This window comes from Streptomyces sp. P5F9 (assembly GCF_057961495.1).
In genome coordinates, this window is sequence record NZ_JBXVPZ010000085.1 from 1 (window position 1) to 15,185 (window position 15,185).

Consider the following 15,185-nt stretch of genomic DNA (forward strand, 5'->3'; position numbering starts at 1 on the left):
CGATCGCGGAAGACTGATGCCTGCCGAGGTCATCACGCTGCTGGTCGAGGTCGTCTCCACCGGCAGCGTCCATCGCGACTACGTAGTCAAGCGTTCGATCTACGCGGCGGCCAAGGTGCCCGGGTACTTGATCATCGACCCGGTCATGGCCCAGTGCGTGCTGTTCACCGAGCCGACGGGCACGGGCGAGGACGCGGACTACCGGTGCCGGCGCATGACCAAGTTCGGGGAGCCCGCCCCGTTGGAGCCCATCGGCGATGAGCTGGACACCAGCGCATTCGCCACCTATGAGAACATCACGCCTCACCGCTATCCGTGACGAAGTCGATCAACTCCTCGACCCTGCCCAGCAGTTCCGGCTCCAGATCCTTGTACGACCCCACCCTGGCCAGAATCGCCTGCCACACCGCACCGGTGTTTTCCGGCCAACCCAGGGACCGGCACACGCCCGTCTTCCAGTCCTGCCCGTGCGGGACGCGGGGCCAGGCGGCGATGCCCACGGAGGACGGTTTCACGGCCTCCCAGATGTCGATGTACGGGTGGCCCACGACGAGCGCGTGCTCGCTGGTGACCGACTGGGCGATGCGCCACTCCTTGGTGCCGGGGAGCAGGTGGTCGACGAGGATGCCGAGGCGGGCGTCCGGGCCGGGATCGAATTCCGCGACGATCGACGGGAGGTCGTCGACGCCCTCCAGGTACTCGACCACCACGCCCTCGATGCGCAGGTCGTCGCCCCACACCCGCTCGACGAGCTCGGCGTCGTGCCGGCCCTCCACGTAGATCCGCCCGGCGCGGGCCACGCGCGCGCGTGCACCCGGGACGGCCACCGAACCGGAAGCCGTACGAGTGGGCCGTAGCGGACTCGACACAGGCCTGACCAGGGTGACGACCCTGCCCTCCAGGAGGAAGCCGCGCGGTTCCATCGGGAACACCCGGTGCTTGCCGAAGCGGTCCTCCAGGGTGACCGTGCCGGCCTCGGAGCGGATCACCGCGCCGCAGAAACCGGTGCCCGGCTCCTCGACCACCAGGCCCGGCTCCGCGGGGACCTCGGGGGCCGGCTTGGGCTTCTTCCACGGCGGGGTCAGGTCGGCGGAGTACTGGCGCATTCGGATGACGATAGGAGAACCGGGCCGACCACCGTCACGACACGCCGAAACGCGTTGCCAACGCGTCCCGTTGGGCCCGCACGAACCCCGCGTCCACCACCGCTCCGTGACCGGGCACGTACAGCGCGTCCTCCCCGCCCAGTTCGAGGAGGCGGTCCAGGGCGGCCGGCCAGAGACCCGGTACGGCGTCGGGGCCCGCCTGGGGTTCGCCGGACTCCTCGACCAGGTCGCCGCAGAACACCACCGGCGGGTCGCCCGGCACCACGACCACCAGATCGTGGGCGGTGTGTCCCCGCATCGCCACCAGCTGGACCTCCGGGCCGCCGTCCAGTTCGAGCAGTGTGGGGCCCCACACATGTTCGCGGGGGCGTACGAGGATGTCCGCCGCGTTCTCCGCCGCCCGCGGGTCCAGCCCGTTGCGTACCGCGTCGGCCCGCAGCTCCTCACCACCGCTCTCGAACACCGCGTCCGCGCCCGCGGCCACGAAAACCGTCGCCCCGGCAAAGGCAGCCGCCCCCAGGACATGGTCGAAATGGGGGTGGGTGAGCGCGAGAAGCGGCACCCGGCGCCCGGCGAGCGCCTGCGCCTGCCTACGCAACCGCGCGCCCTCCGCCAGGCTCGACCCCGCGTCGATCAGCAGCGCCGAGTCCCCGCCGGTCACCAGCCCGACCGTGCAGTCCCAGCCGGGCAGCCGGCACCGCCCCACCCCGGCGGCCAGCCGCTCCCACCCCGCCTCTTCCCAAGTCACCCTCATACGGCGACGCTAACGGTGACGGCACTCAGGGCGTGACATCGCAGGACCGGCCTTGCCCGGGGTGTACCTCACAGCCGTACACTGGGCCGGGGAACGCTGGCACTCACGCGCACAGAGTGCCAGGAAAGGGCAGCCCGGCACCAAAACGGCGACCAGAACTGGAGGTGTGCGCGATGCTCAGCGAACGCAGGCTTCAGGTGCTGCGCGCCATCGTCCAGGACTATGTCGGCACCGAGGAGCCGGTCGGGTCCAAGGCGCTCACCGAGCGGCACAGCCTCGGCGTCTCCCCGGCGACCGTGCGCAACGACATGGCGGCCCTGGAGGACGAGGGCTACATCGCCCAGCCGCACACCAGCGCCGGACGGATTCCGACCGACAAGGGCTACCGGCTCTTCGTCGACAAGCTCGCCGGCGTCAAGCCGATGACCGGACCCGAGCGCAAGGCCATCCAGAACTTCCTCGACGGCGCGGTCGACCTCGACGACGTCGTCGGCCGTACGGTACGGCTGCTCGCGCAGCTCACCCGGCAGGTCGCCGTCGTGCAGTACCCCTCGCTGACCCGCTCGACCGTCCGCCACGTGGAGCTGCTGTCGCTGGCCCCCGCGCGCGTGATGCTCGTGCTGATCACCGACACCGGGCGGGTCGAGCAGCGCATGGTCGACTGCCCGGCGCCCTTCGGGGAGAGCTCGCTCGCGGATCTACGCGCGCGGCTCAACAGCCGGATCGCGGCCCGCCGCTTCGCGGACGTGCCGCAGCTCGTGCAGGACCTGCCGGAGGCCTTCGAGGCCGAGGACCGCGGCACGGTCGCGACGGTGCTCTCCACCCTCCTGGAGACCCTCGTCGAGGAGACCGAGGAGCGATTGATGATCGGCGGCACCGCCAATCTCACCCGCTTCGGACATGACTTTCCCCTCACCATCCGCCCCATCCTGGAAGCCCTTGAGGAGCAGGTCGTCCTCCTCAAGTTGCTTGGTGAGGCGGGGGATTCGGGCATGACCGTACGGATCGGTCACGAGAACGCCTATGAGGGACTCAACTCCACTTCGGTGGTGTCGGTCGGCTACGGTTCGGGCGGCGAGGCAGTCGCCAAGCTGGGCGTGGTCGGACCGACCCGCATGGATTACCCGGGAACGATGGGAGCGGTACGCGCAGTGGCACGGTACGTCGGACAGATCCTGGCGGAGTCCTAAGTGGCCACGGACTACTACGCCGTTCTCGGCGTGCGTCGCGACGCGTCGCAGGATGAGATCAAGAAGGCCTTCCGTAGGCTCGCGCGCGAGCTGCACCCGGACGTGAATCCGGACCCGAAGACCCAGGAGCGGTTCAAGGAGATCAACGCCGCTTACGAGGTGCTCTCGGACCCGCAGAAGAAGCAGGTCTACGACCTCGGCGGCGACCCCCTCTCGCAGGCGGGCGGCGGCGGAGCCGGCGGCTTCGGCGCGGGCGGCTTCGGGAACTTCTCGGACATCATGGACGCGTTCTTCGGCACGGCGTCGCAGCGCGGACCGCGCTCGCGCACCCGCCGGGGCCAGGACGCGATGATCCGGCTGGAGATCGAGCTCGACGAGGCGGCCTTCGGCACCACGAAGGACATCCAGGTCGACACGGCCGTCGTCTGCAACACCTGCAACGGTGAAGGCGCGGCTCCGGGCACCTCCGCCCAGACCTGCGACATGTGTCGCGGTCGCGGTGAGGTCTCGCAGGTGACCCGGTCCTTCCTGGGCCAGGTCATGACGTCCCGCCCGTGCCCCCAGTGCCAGGGCTTCGGCACGGTCGTGCCGACGCCGTGCCCGGAGTGCGCCGGTGACGGCCGCGTCCGCTCGCGGCGCACCCTCACGGTGAAGATCCCGGCCGGTGTGGACAACGGCACGCGGATCCAGCTCGCGGGCGAGGGCGAGGTCGGCCCAGGCGGCGGCCCCGCCGGTGACCTGTACGTCGAGATCCACGAGCTGCCGCACGCGATGTTCCAGCGCCGCGGCGACGACCTGCACTGCACGGTCACCCTCCCGATGACGGCGGCGGCCCTCGGTACGAAGGTGCCGTTGGAGACGCTGGACGGCATGGAGGAGGTCGACATCCGCCCGGGCACCCAGTCCGGCCAGTCGATCCCGCTGCACACCCGCGGCATCACACATCTACGCGGCGGCGGCCGGGGCGACCTCATCGTCCACGTCGAGGTCACCACCCCGACCAAGCTGGACGTGGAGCAGGAGCGTCTGCTCCGCGAACTGGCGCAGCTGCGCGGCGAGGAGCGGCCCATGGGGACGTTCCAGCCGGGTCAGCAGGGGCTGTTCTCCCGCCTCAAGGACGCTTTCAACGGTCGCTGAGAGGGTCCGGGGGCTGCCGCCCCCGGACCCTCTCTTCGCTCCGGACGGCCGTGTCCGCCATGGCCGGACCGGCTGAAAGTAGTGGCATGTGCCAGGGCCAAGGCCGGATTCGGACTTGTTCGGAGGACGTGACAACATGCCGTCATGTCCTCCGCACTGACCGATTTCTTCCCTCATCCGATCGTGCAGGCCCCCATGGCGGGCGGTGTCTCCGTCCCGCGCCTCGCGGCCGCCGTGGCCGAGGCCGGAGGGCTGGGGTTCCTCGCCGCCGGGTACAAGACGGCCGACGGCATGTACCAGGAGATCAAGCAGCTGCGGAGTCTGACGGGCCGCCCCTTCGGCGTGAACCTGTTCATGCCGCAGCCGGAGTACGCGGACAAGGCCGCGGTCGACGTCTACGCCCACCAGCTGGCCGGCGAGGCCCAGTGGTACGAGACGGAACTCGGCGACCCGGACAGCGGCCGTGAGGACGGTTACGACGCCAAGCTGTCCGTCCTGCTCGACAACCCGGTGCCGGTGGCCTCCTTCCACTTCGGGATCCCGACACCGGAGGTGCTGGACGCGCTGCGCCGGGCCGGCACCTTCACCCTCGTCACCGCGACCACCGTCGAGGAGGCCCTCGCCGTGCAGCGGGCCGGTGCCGACGCGGTGATCGCGCAGGGCGTCGAGGCCGGCGGCCACCAGGGCACCCACCGCGACCTCCCGGAGAACGACGGCGCGAGCCTCGGCCTGCTCTCCCTCGTCGCCCAGATCCGCGAGACCGTGAACCTCCCGATCGTCGCCGCCGGCGGTCTGATGCGCGGCAGCCAGATCGCCGCGGCCCTCGCGGCGGGCGCGAGCGCGGCCCAGCTCGGCACGGCCTTCCTCGCCGCCCCCGAGTCCGCCGCGCACGTCCTGCACAAGCAGGCGCTCACCAACCCCCTGTTCACGCGTACCGAGTTGACCCGCGCCTTCTCCGGCCGCCCGGCCCGCGGCCTGGTCAACCGCTTCATGCGCGAGCACGGCCCGTACGCCCCCGCCGCGTACCCGGAGATCCACCACCTGACCTCCCCGCTCCGCAAGAAGGCCGCCGCGTCCGGCGACCCGCAGGGCATGGCGCTGTGGGCCGGCCAGGGCCACCGCATGGCCCGCGAACTGCCCGCCGGCCGGCTGGTCGAGGTCCTGGTCGCCGAACTGGCCTCCGCCCGGACAGCGTTGTCGTCCGGGGGCGACCTCCGATGACCGCGCCGGTGTTCATCCTCGACCCCCTGAAGATCCCGGATTTCAGCGGCGGTGAGATCGTCCTCGACGGCCCCGAGGGGAGGCACGCGGTTTCCGTGCGGCGGATGCGGGCCGGTGAGGACATCGTCCTCACCGACGGACGCGGCCGGTGGACGGAGGGTGTCGTCAAGGCGGCCGAAGGCAAGGACCGGCTCGTCGTCATGGACCTGGAGTCCGTCAGCGAGGAGCCCGCGCCGCGGCCCCGCATCACCGTCGTCCAGGCCCTCCCCAAGGGCGACCGCGGCGAGCTGGCCGTCGAGACGATGACCGAGACCGGCGTCGACGCGATCGTCCCCTGGGCGGCCTCCCGTTGCATCACGCAGTGGAAGGGCGACCGGGGTCTCAAGGCCCTCGCCAAGTGGCGCGCCACCGCACGCGAGGCCGGCAAGCAGTCCCGCCGGCTGCGTTTCCCGGAGGTCGCGGACGCGGCGACGAGCAAACAGGTTGCGGCACTTCTGGCCAAAGCCGACTTCGCCGGCGTCCTCCACGAGGACCGCGACTACGGCAGCGAGCCCCTGGCCACCGCCGAACTCCCCGCCGAGGGCGAGATCGTCCTGGTTGTGGGCCCCGAAGGAGGCGTCTCCCCCGAGGAGTTGGCGCTCTTCGAGGACGCGGGCGCGAAGGCCTACCGGCTCGGGCGTAGCGTGCTGCGTACATCGACGGCCGGGACCGCGGCGACCGCCCTGCTCCTGGGCCGCACCGGACGCTGGTCCTGAACCAGGGGGGATCGCCGTGGAACTCGCCCAAGTACGGCTGCTCGTCACCGACTTCGCCGCCTGCTACCGCTTCTACGCCGAAGTCCTCGGCCTGAAGCCCCAGTCGGGGGCGGCCGAGGGACCGTACGAGAAGTTCAGCCCCGCGATCGGGTCCGCCGGGATCGCGCTCCAGGACCGGGCGATGATGGCCCAAGTCCTCGGCGAACTGGGTGACTTGGCGACCGGGCACCGGTCGCTGGTGGTGCTGCGGGTGGACGACCTGGACGGGTACTGCGGGCAGCTCACCGCCCGGGGCGGGGAGCTGCTGCACGGGCCCGCGCCGATGACGGACCGGATGCGGGTCGCCCATCTCAAGGACCCCGAGGGCAATGTGGTGGAGCTTCAGGAGTGGCTGCTGCTGCGCGGCTGAGGCCGTCCGCCGGGGAATTGCGCCCCCGGCGCGCGGGTGTCCGTATGCGCTCTTCCGTGTGCGCTGCGACGGTGACAGGCTGCCGCCCATGAGGGCGTTGAGACGGAACCTGCTTCGGCCGCGCGGGCGGCGGGTGGCCGCGGTGGCGGGGCTCGCGGTGGTGACCGTGGGCGGCGCCGTCGCGTGCCAGCCCGGTGATCTCAGCTCGGCGACCGTCGCGTACACCACCGACAAGACGGCGACCGCGGAGCTCAAGCGGGACCATGTGGGCGTGCGCTGGCTGACCTGCACGGGCAACTACGGCAACAACGACAAGGCCTACACGCCCGGGAAGACGCCCGCGCCGACCGAGACCACGGTCGTCAGCGTCGACTGCCAGGGGCAGACGACCGACAACCGGGACATCACCGTCACCGGCAAGGTCACCCGGGCCGTCGACGGCGCGTGTGTGCGCGGTGACCTGGTCGCCAAGGTGGCGGGCAAGCAGGTCTTCCACGTGACGGGGCTCGGCGACTGCAACGCGGCGACGCCGTCGTCCGTGAACAACCCGAATCCGACGCTGACTTACGGCCCGGGACCGACCGTGACGGTCACCAAGACGATCTGGTGCAAGGGCGACCCGACCTGCTGGCCTGTCGAAGGCAAGTGATCCAAAGGGCTGTCGGCGGATACGGTCGATGCATAACCTGATCAGGTGACTCAGCCCTCAGCGTCCGCAGCCCAGGCCTATCTCCGCTTCCCGCACCTGCACGGCGAGTTGGTCGCCTTCACCGCCGAGGACGACGTGTGGCTGGCGTCCCTCGACAGCGGCGGCCGGGCCTGGCGGGTCAGCGCGGAGAACGTGCCGGTGACCCACCCCCGCATCTCGCCCGACGGCACCACCGTCGCCTGGACCTCCACCCGCGACGGCGCCCCCGAGGTGCACATCGCCCCGGTCGACGGCGGGCCCGCCAAGCGCCTGACGTACTGGGGCAGTTCACGCACCCAGGTGCGCGGCTGGACCGCCGACGGCGAGGTCCTCGTGACCAGCACCCACGGCCAGGCCAACCTCCGCCGCAGCTGGGCCCGTTCGGTCCCGCTGGACGGCGGACCGGCGACGACCCTCCCGTACGGCTGGGTGGGCGACGTAGCCCGCGGTGAGCCGGGGACCGTCCTCCTGTCCGCCCCCATGGGCCGCGAGGCGGCCTGGTGGAAGCGCTACCGGGGCGGCACGGCGGGCAAGTTGTGGATCGACCGCGCCGTCCGCGACGGGGAGGGTGCCGGCGAATTCACGCGCCTGCACGAGGAGTTGGACGGCAACATCGAGTACCCGGTGTGGGCGGGGGAGCGGATCGCGTTCCTCTCCGACCACGAGGGCACCGGCGCCCTGTACTCCTCCCTCGCGGACGGCTCCGACCTCCGCCGCCACACCCCGCTCGACGGCTTCTACGCGCGGCACGCGTCCGGTGACGGCACCCGGATCATCTACTCCTCCGCCGGTGAACTCTGGCTCCTCGACGACCTGGACGGCGCCGAACCGCGCCGCCTCGACATCCGGCTCGGCGGCCAGCGCACCGACCAGCAGCCGTTCTTGGTGTCCGCGTCCCGCTGGTTCGGATCCGCGTCCCCCGACCACACCGCGCGCGGCAGCGCGGTCGCCGTACGCGGCGCCGTCCACTGGGTCACCCACCGCTCCGGCCCGGCCCGCACGCTCGCCGCCACCCCCGGCGTCCGCGCCCGACTGCCCCGCACCTTCCGCGCCGACGGCGAGGAGTGGGTGGTGTGGGTGACCGACGCCGAGGGCGACGACGCCCTGGAGTTCGCCCCCGCCACCGGCCTCGCCCCCGGCGCCACCCCGCGCAGACTCGCCGCCGGACAGCTCGGCCGCGTCCTCGCCCTCACGGTGGCCCCCGACGGCAGCCGGGTCGCCGTAGGCTCGCACGACGGGCGCGTCCTCCTCGTGGAGCGGGAGACCGGCGAGGTCCGCGAGGTCGACCGCAGCGAGGACGGCGACGCATCCGGCCTGGCCTTCTCCCCGGACTCGGCCTGGCTCGCCTGGTCGCACCCGGGCCCGCGCCCGCTACGCCAGTTGAAGCTCGCCAACACCACCGACCTGTCGGTCACCGAGGCGACCCCGCTCCGCTTCCAGGACTACGCCCCCGCCTTCACCCTCGACGGCAAGCACCTGGTATTCCTCTCCACCCGCTCCTTCGACCCGGTCTACGACGAGCACGTCTTCGACCTGGCCTTCGTGGTCGGCGACCGCCCGCACCTGATCACCCTCGCCGCGACGACCCCGTCCCCGTTCGGACCGCAGCGGCACGGCCGCCCCTTCGAGGCCCCCGACAAGGACGAGACCCCCGACAGCGAGGGCCGCCCGACCACGCGCGTCGACCTCGAAGGCCTGGCCGACCGCATCGTCGCGTTCCCCGTAGAGGCAGGCCGCTACACAAACCTGCGAGCGGCCAAGGACGGAGTGCTCTGGCTGCGCCACCCGGTCCAGGGAGTCCTCGGCGCCACCCGCGCGACCCCCGAAGACCCGGACCCCAAAACGGAGTTGGAGCGCTACGACCTCGCCCAGCAGCGCATCGAGCACCTCGCCGGGGACGCCGACCACTTCGAGGTGAGCGGCGACGGCAAACGCGTCCTGCTCTGGACCGACCACAAGCTCCGCGTCGTACCGAGCGACCGCCGAGCCTCCTCCGAGGACGACGACAACGACACCAACATCAACGTCGACCTGTCCCGCATCCGCCAGACCGTCAACCCGGCCGCCGAGTGGCGCCAGATGTTCGACGAGACCGGCCGCATCATGCGCGACAACTTCTGGCGCGCGGACATGAGCGGCGTCGACTGGACCGGCGTCCTCGACCGCTACCGCCCGATCCTCGACCGCGTCGCCACCCACGACGACCTGGTCGACCTCCTCTGGGAGGTGCACGGCGAACTCGGCACCTCGCACGCCTACGTCACCCCGCGCGGCGGCCACGGCCACGGCGAACGGCAGGGCCTGCTCGGCGCCGACATCTCCCGTCATGAGGACGGCAGTTGGCGCATCGACCGCATTCTCCCCTCGGAGACCTCCGACCCGAACGCCCGCGCCCCGCTGGCCGCCCCCGGCGTAGCCGTCCGCGCGGGAGACGCCATTCTCGCTGTCGCCGGCCAACCCGTGGACCCGGTGACGGGCCCCGCCCCCCTCCTGGTCGGTACGGCGGGCAAACCGATCGAGCTGACCATCTCCCCGGCCGGCGGCGGCGACCCCCGCCACGCGGTCGTCGTCCCCCTGGCGGACGAGGAACCCCTCTACTACCACGCATGGGTCGCCGACCGCCGCGCCTACGTCCACGAGAAGTCCGGCGGCCGCCTCGGCTACCTCCACGTCCCCGACATGCAGGCCCCCGGCTGGGCCCAGATCCACCGCGACCTGCGCGTGGAGGTGGCCCGCGAGGGCCTGGTGGTCGACGTCCGCGAGAACCGCGGCGGCCACACCTCCCAGCTGGTCGTCGAGAAACTGGCCCGCCGTATCGTCGGCTGGGACCTCCCCCGAGGCCTGCGCCCCTACAGCTACCCCGAGGACGCACCCCGCGGCCCGGTGGTCGCCGTAGCCAACGAGTTCTCCGGCTCCGACGGCGACATCGTCAACGCGGCGATCAAGGCACTGGGCATCGGCCCGGTGGTCGGCACGCGCACGTGGGGCGGCGTGATCGGCATCGACAGCAGGTACCGGCTGGTCGACGGCACGCTGATCACCCAGCCCAAGTACGCGTTCTGGCTTGAGGGTTACGGGTGGGGGGTGGAGAACCACGGTGTAGACCCGGATGTGGAGGTGGTCCAGCGCCCACAGGACTACGCGGCGGGCAGGGACACCCAGCTGGACGAGGCAATCCGCTTGGCGCTGGAGTCACTGGAGACCGTTCCGGCAAAAACCCCGCCAGTGCTGCCCACCTGAGGGGCGCGGGGCTGTGTCGATTTGCGGCTCCGCCGCGTGGTCGCGCTCAGCCCCCACGCACCCGCACCCAACGACGATACGATGCGCACCGTAAAGCGCCGCTCAACCCCCGGAGGGAATCCCACATGTCAGGGGACCCGCAGGACGACTGCCTGTTCTGCAAGATCGTCGCCGGCCACATCCCGGCGACGATCATCCGAGAGACGCCCACCACCGTCGCGTTCCGGGACATCAACCCCCAGGCCCCGACCCACGTCCTGGTGATCCCCCGAGTCCACTACCCCGACGCCGCTTCCCTCGCCGCAGCCGAACCGACAGTCGCCGCAGACATACTCCGCGAGGCCGGCGAGGTGGCGACCGACGAGAAGGTCGACAGCTACCGCGTCATCTTCAACACCGGCAGCGGCGTGGGCCAGACCGTCTTCCACGCCCACGCCCACGTCATGGGCGGCCGTGGCATGCAGTGGCCGCCCGGGTAACTCGCCGTGTCCGTACGTGAATTGGTGATCCTCGGCACCGCAAGCCAGGTCCCCACCCGCCACCGCAACCACAACGGCTACCTCCTCCGCTGGGACGGCGAGGGCATCCTCTTCGACCCCGGCGAGGGCACCCAGCGCCAGATGCTGCGCGCCGGGGTGGCCGCGCACGACCTCAACCGGATCTGCGTCACCCACTTCCACGGCGACCACTCCCTCGGCCTCGCGGGCGTCATCCAGCGCATCAACCTGGACCGCGTCCCGCACCCGGTCACCGCCCACTACCCGAAGTCGGGCCAGCGCTTCTTCGACCGCCTGCGCTACGCCACGGCGTACCGCGAAACGGTGGGCATCACGGAGTCCCCGGTGTCGGGGGACGGCGTACTCGCCACCACTCCCGCGTACACCCTGGAGACCCACAAGCTCTCCCACCCCGTCGAGTCCTACGGCTACCGCCTCACCGAGCCGGACGGCCGTCGCATGCTCCCCGACCGCCTCGCCGCGCACGGCATCAAGGGCCCGGACGTGGGCCGCATCCAGCGACAGGGGACGATCGGCGATGTGACCCTCGACGACGTCAGTGAGGTACGGCACGGCCAGCGTTTCGCGTTCGTCATGGACACCCGCCTCTGCGACGGGGTGCACGCCCTCGCGGAGGGCTGCGACCTGCTGGCGATCGAGTCGACGTTCCTCGACGAGGACGAGCAACTGGCCGTAGACCACGGTCACTTGACCGCAGGGCAGGCGGCCCGGGTGGCGCGGGACGCGGGTGTACGGCACCTGGTCCTCACGCACTTCAGCCAGCGCTACTCGGAACCGGAGGAGTTCGAGCGGCAGGCGCGGGCGGCGGGGTTCGAGGGGGAACTGACCGTGGCGCACGATCTGCTCAGGGTGCCGGTTCCGAAACGGCGGTAAAACACCCGTACGATACTTCGATGCCCATTCCCAAAGCCGAACTGCACCTGCACATCGAAGGCACCCTGGAACCCGAGCTGGCCTTCGCGCTCGCGGCCCGCAACGGCGTGGAGCTGCCGTACGCGGACACCGAGGAACTCCGGAAGGCGTACCTCTTCGAGGACCTCCAGACCTTCCTGAACCTCTACTACGAGCTGATGGCCGTCCTGCGCACCGAGCGGGACTTCGAGGACCTCGCCAACGCCTATCTCGCCCGCGCCGCCGCGCAGGGCGTACGGCACGCGGAGATCTTCTTCGACCCGCAGGCGCACATCGCGCGGGGCGTGCACATGGGCACGGTGGTGGAGGGCCTGTGGCGGGCGCTGGGCAGCAGCGAGACCAACCACGGCATCTCCACCCGCCTGATCCTCTGCTTCCTGCGCGACGAGTCCGCCGGCTCGGCCCTGGAAACACTGGAGGCCGCGAAGCCGTACCTCGACCGGATCACCGGCATCGGCCTCGACTCGGCCGAGGTCGGCCACCCGCCGGTGAAGTTCCGCGAGGTCTACGAGGCCGCCGCCGCGCTGGGCCTACGACGCGTCGCGCACGCCGGTGAGGAGGGCCCGCCGGCCTACATCACCGAGGCGCTGGACGTCCTCGGCGTCGAGCGGATCGACCACGGGCTGCGCTGCGTGGAGGACGAGGAGTTGGTGGCGCGCCTGGTGCGTGACCGCATCCCGCTCACCCTCTGCCCCCTGTCGAACGTCCGGCTGCGCGCGGTGGACGTCCTCGCCGAGCACCCCCTCCCCGCGATGCTGGACGCGGGCCTGCTCTGCACGGTCAACTCCGACGATCCGGCCTACTTCGGCGGGTACGCGGGCGACAACTTCGACGCGGTGCGGGAGGCCCTTGGCTTGACCGAGGAGCGGCTGCGGGAGCTCGCCCGGAACTCCTTCGTGGCGTCCTTCCTGGAGGACGACGAGGAGCGGCGGGCGGGGTATCTGGCCGAGGTGGAGGCGTACGTCTTCTAGATGGTCGATTCCAAGGTGAGCCCGTGAGCCCGTGAGCCCGTGAGTCCGTGGCCCGTCCCGAGTGGCGCTCGTCTCTCCCGTTTGACCTGAGTAGACCTGTCTGTCTAATCTGATGCGCGTCTAGACAGACAGGTCTACTCATGCTTCGGACGGGAATGGTCATGACGAATCTCTCGGTCGTCCCGGCGTCCACACCGGCGCGCACCTCGGATGCGGCGCGCGTCGACGCCGGATCTGCTTCCGGATCCGGCAACGCCGCCGTATCCGCCGCCGTATCCGCGCGGGGCCGACGGCTGCCGCCGAGAGTGGCGCTGTACGTACTCGCCTCGATCACCATCTCGTTCCTGGCGGCCTCCAGCGCGCCCACCCCGCTCTACGCGGTCTACCAGGCCGAATGGGGCTTCGACCCGATCACCGTCACCGTGGTCTTCGGCGTCTACGCGGTGGCCGTGCTGCTCGGGCTGCTCACCATGGGCAAGCTCTCCGACCACGTCGGCAGGCGGCCGGTGCTGCTCGCCGCGCTGGCGGCGCAGGCCGCCTCGATGATCGTGTTCGCCACCGCCGACGGCGTATCGGGGCTGATGGTCGCCCGGATCGTCCAGGGACTGTCGACCGGCGCCGCGCTCGGCGCGATCGGGGCGGGGATGATGGACATCGACCGGCCGCGCGGCACGATCACCAACGCGGTCGTCCCGGGCATCGGCACGGCGACCGGCGCGCTGGTCTCGGGCCTCGTCGTCCAGTTCCTGCCCGCCCCCACGCATCTGGTCTACCTCGGGCTGCTGGCGCTCTTCGTCCTCCAGGCCGTCGCCGTCGCGCTGATGGCGGAGACGGTGACCCGCAAGCCGGGGGCGCTGGCCAGCCTGGCGCCGGAGATCAAGCTGCCGCGCGCCGTGCGCCGCCCGATGCTGGTGGCCGCGCCGGTGCTGTTCGCCGTCTGGGCGCTGGCCGGGCTGTACGGGTCGCTCGGCCCGTCCCTCGCACGGCAGTTGACCGGTTCCAGGTCCGAAGTCCTCGGCGGGCTGAGCCTGTTCGTGCTCGCCGGGGTGGCCGCCGTCTCGGTGCTGGTCCTGCGGACGGCGGCGACCCGCACGGTGATGCTCACCGGCATCCTCGCGCTGATCGCCGGGGTGGCCCTCACCCTCGTCTCGATCCGCGACTCCTCCGCCACCGGCTTCTTCGTCGGCACCGCCATCGCGGGCGTCGGCTTCGGCAGCGGGTTCCAGGGCGGTATCCGTACGGTGATGCCACTGGCCCGGCCGCACGAGAGTTCCGGAGTGCTGTCGCTTCTCTTCGTCGTCTCCTACCTGGGCATGGGGGTGCCCGCCGTGATCGCCGGGTTCCTCGTCGTCCACGCGGGCGGACTGACCGCCACCGCGCAGGAGTACGGCGTCGCCGTGATCGTCCTCGCGGCGTTCGCGCTGCTCGGGCTGGTGCGCGGCGGCCGGGACGGGGCGGCGGTCCTCCCGGGCGAGCGGGTCGGCGGCAACGCCTGAGGGGTGGCCTCCGGCCGGGACGCGGCCGGGACAGGGTGGGGATTCCGTCGGAGGGGCGCGACCGGCGCATAATGTAGACAGATCTGTCTGAAGGAGTGACCGTCATGGCGAGTGTCCAGAGCACCGCGAAGCCGTCGGCGCGTGAGCGCCTGCTCGCCGCCGCGAACGAGCTGTTCTACGCCGAGGGCGTGCAGAGCGTCGGGATCGACCGGGTCATCGAGCACGCGGGCGTGGCCAAGGCGTCGCTGTACAACACCTTCGGCGGCAAGGAGCAGCTCGTCCGGGCCTACCTCGACACCCGGCGCGCGGGCACCGCCGACCGCATCGCCCGGGCTGTCGCGGAGCACGACACGCCCCGCGAGCAGATGCTGGCGATCTTCGAGACCCAGGGGCGGCAGTTCGACCGGCCCGACTTCCGCGGCTGCGCCTTCATCCGGGCCGGCGCCGAGGCCGGCCCCGGGCTGGTCCAGGAAGCGGCGGATGCCTATCGCGGCTGGATGCGCGAACTCTTCACCCGCCTCGCCGCCGAGGCCGGCGCCGCCGACCCCGACACCCTGGGCCACCAGCTCCACATCCTCTACGACGGCGCCGGCGTCTCCGCCCTGATGGACCACGACTCCACAGCGGCCGCGGCCACCCGCGCGGCGGCCTCCGCCCTGATCGCGGCGGCGACGGGCGCATCCGCCGAGGCCTGAGCGCGCCCGGCACGCGAGCGTGGATCACGCGGTGCGCCAGGGACAGGGACACTGACGCGGCGTCGGTGGAGCGGCCTGGCCAACGCACCGGCC

15 protein-coding genes are annotated in these 15,185 nt (G+C 71.6%); 13 read left to right on the plus strand and 2 right to left on the minus strand.

The annotated features are described in order from the left end of the window. Positions 1-319 (plus strand): Uma2 family endonuclease (locus tag AC31A1_RS16535; RefSeq protein WP_489654041.1); only part of this gene is annotated, 319 nt, incomplete at its 5' end. Here AC31A1_RS16535 and AC31A1_RS16540 read toward each other — a convergent pair. Continuing rightward, positions 297-1,106 (minus strand): DUF3097 domain-containing protein, encoded by an 810-nt coding sequence (locus AC31A1_RS16540; protein ID WP_489654042.1) that lies wholly within the window; start codon positions 1,104-1,106, stop codon positions 297-299. The two genes, AC31A1_RS16535 and AC31A1_RS16540, sit on opposite strands and share 23 nt — an antisense overlap. A gap of 34 nt (positions 1,107-1,140) precedes the next feature. Continuing rightward, complete coding sequence (locus tag AC31A1_RS16545; protein WP_489654043.1) at positions 1,141-1,860, minus strand: MBL fold metallo-hydrolase; 720 nt, start codon at positions 1,858-1,860, stop codon at positions 1,141-1,143. 173 nt (positions 1,861-2,033) lie between these two features. On the opposite strand from AC31A1_RS16545, the gene hrcA reads away from it, so the two are divergent. From hrcA to AC31A1_RS16605, 12 genes are all read left to right on the plus strand, one after another. After that, the gene (gene hrcA / locus AC31A1_RS16550; RefSeq protein ID WP_329249593.1) at positions 2,034-3,050 is read left to right on the plus strand and encodes a heat-inducible transcriptional repressor HrcA; all 1,017 of its coding nucleotides are present in this window, start codon (positions 2,034-2,036) and stop codon (positions 3,048-3,050) included. Further along, complete coding sequence (gene dnaJ, locus AC31A1_RS16555) at positions 3,051-4,187, plus strand: molecular chaperone DnaJ (protein ID WP_489654044.1); 1,137 nt, start codon at positions 3,051-3,053, stop codon at positions 4,185-4,187. It abuts the gene before it with no gap. A gap of 144 nt (positions 4,188-4,331) precedes the next feature. Further along, positions 4,332-5,408, plus strand: coding sequence for a nitronate monooxygenase (locus AC31A1_RS16560; protein WP_489654045.1), 1,077 nt, complete (start codon positions 4,332-4,334; stop codon positions 5,406-5,408). Next, positions 5,405-6,163, plus strand: a complete 759-nt coding sequence (locus AC31A1_RS16565) for a 16S rRNA (uracil(1498)-N(3))-methyltransferase (RefSeq protein ID WP_489654046.1) — start codon at positions 5,405-5,407, stop codon at positions 6,161-6,163. The genes AC31A1_RS16560 and AC31A1_RS16565 overlap by 4 nt, the downstream gene beginning before the upstream one ends. Before the next feature lie 16 nt (positions 6,164-6,179). After that, on the plus strand, positions 6,180-6,572 hold the full coding sequence (locus AC31A1_RS16570) for a VOC family protein (protein WP_489654047.1): 393 nt from the start codon (positions 6,180-6,182) through the stop codon (positions 6,570-6,572). Positions 6,573-6,660: 88 nt separating this feature from the next. Further along, positions 6,661-7,221: a hypothetical protein gene (locus tag AC31A1_RS16575; RefSeq protein ID WP_489654048.1), complete on the plus strand. Its 561-nt coding sequence runs from the start codon at positions 6,661-6,663 to the stop codon at positions 7,219-7,221. Positions 7,222-7,266: 45 nt separating this feature from the next. Further along, positions 7,267-10,500 carry a S41 family peptidase gene (locus AC31A1_RS16580; RefSeq protein ID WP_489654049.1) on the plus strand — a complete coding sequence of 1,078 codons (3,234 nt, stop codon included), beginning with the start codon at positions 7,267-7,269 and terminating at the stop codon, positions 10,498-10,500. 125 nt (positions 10,501-10,625) lie between these two features. Then, the gene (locus AC31A1_RS16585; protein ID WP_489654050.1) at positions 10,626-10,979 is read left to right on the plus strand and encodes a histidine triad nucleotide-binding protein; all 354 of its coding nucleotides are present in this window, start codon (positions 10,626-10,628) and stop codon (positions 10,977-10,979) included. Between the two features lie 6 nt (positions 10,980-10,985). Beyond that, complete coding sequence (locus AC31A1_RS16590) at positions 10,986-11,891, plus strand: ribonuclease Z (protein WP_489654051.1); 906 nt, start codon at positions 10,986-10,988, stop codon at positions 11,889-11,891. Between the two features lie 20 nt (positions 11,892-11,911). Then, positions 11,912-12,901 (plus strand): adenosine deaminase, encoded by a 990-nt coding sequence (locus AC31A1_RS16595; RefSeq protein ID WP_489654052.1) that lies wholly within the window; start codon positions 11,912-11,914, stop codon positions 12,899-12,901. A gap of 161 nt (positions 12,902-13,062) precedes the next feature. Next, positions 13,063-14,397 (plus strand): MFS transporter, encoded by a 1,335-nt coding sequence (locus AC31A1_RS16600; RefSeq protein ID WP_489654053.1) that lies wholly within the window; start codon positions 13,063-13,065, stop codon positions 14,395-14,397. Positions 14,398-14,501: 104 nt separating this feature from the next. Beyond that, positions 14,502-15,092 carry a TetR/AcrR family transcriptional regulator gene (locus AC31A1_RS16605; protein ID WP_489654054.1) on the plus strand — a complete coding sequence of 197 codons (591 nt, stop codon included), beginning with the start codon at positions 14,502-14,504 and terminating at the stop codon, positions 15,090-15,092. The last annotated feature ends 93 nt before the right edge of the window (positions 15,093-15,185 follow it).

Coding starts and splice junctions, on each gene's coding strand:
- AC31A1_RS16540 (WP_489654042.1), bottom strand. CDS start 1,106: ATGCGCCAGTACTCCGCCGACCTGACCCCGCCGTGGAAGAAGCCCAAG.
- AC31A1_RS16545 (WP_489654043.1), bottom strand. CDS start 1,860: ATGAGGGTGACTTGGGAAGAGGCGGGGTGGGAGCGGCTGGCCGCCGGG.
- hrcA (WP_329249593.1), top strand. CDS start 2,034: ATGCTCAGCGAACGCAGGCTTCAGGTGCTGCGCGCCATCGTCCAGGAC.
- AC31A1_RS16560 (WP_489654045.1), top strand. CDS start 4,332: ATGTCCTCCGCACTGACCGATTTCTTCCCTCATCCGATCGTGCAGGCC.
- AC31A1_RS16565 (WP_489654046.1), top strand. CDS start 5,405: ATGACCGCGCCGGTGTTCATCCTCGACCCCCTGAAGATCCCGGATTTC.
- AC31A1_RS16575 (WP_489654048.1), top strand. CDS start 6,661: ATGAGGGCGTTGAGACGGAACCTGCTTCGGCCGCGCGGGCGGCGGGTG.
- AC31A1_RS16585 (WP_489654050.1), top strand. CDS start 10,626: ATGTCAGGGGACCCGCAGGACGACTGCCTGTTCTGCAAGATCGTCGCC.
- AC31A1_RS16595 (WP_489654052.1), top strand. CDS start 11,912: ATGCCCATTCCCAAAGCCGAACTGCACCTGCACATCGAAGGCACCCTG.
- AC31A1_RS16600 (WP_489654053.1), top strand. CDS start 13,063: ATGACGAATCTCTCGGTCGTCCCGGCGTCCACACCGGCGCGCACCTCG.
- AC31A1_RS16605 (WP_489654054.1), top strand. CDS start 14,502: ATGGCGAGTGTCCAGAGCACCGCGAAGCCGTCGGCGCGTGAGCGCCTG.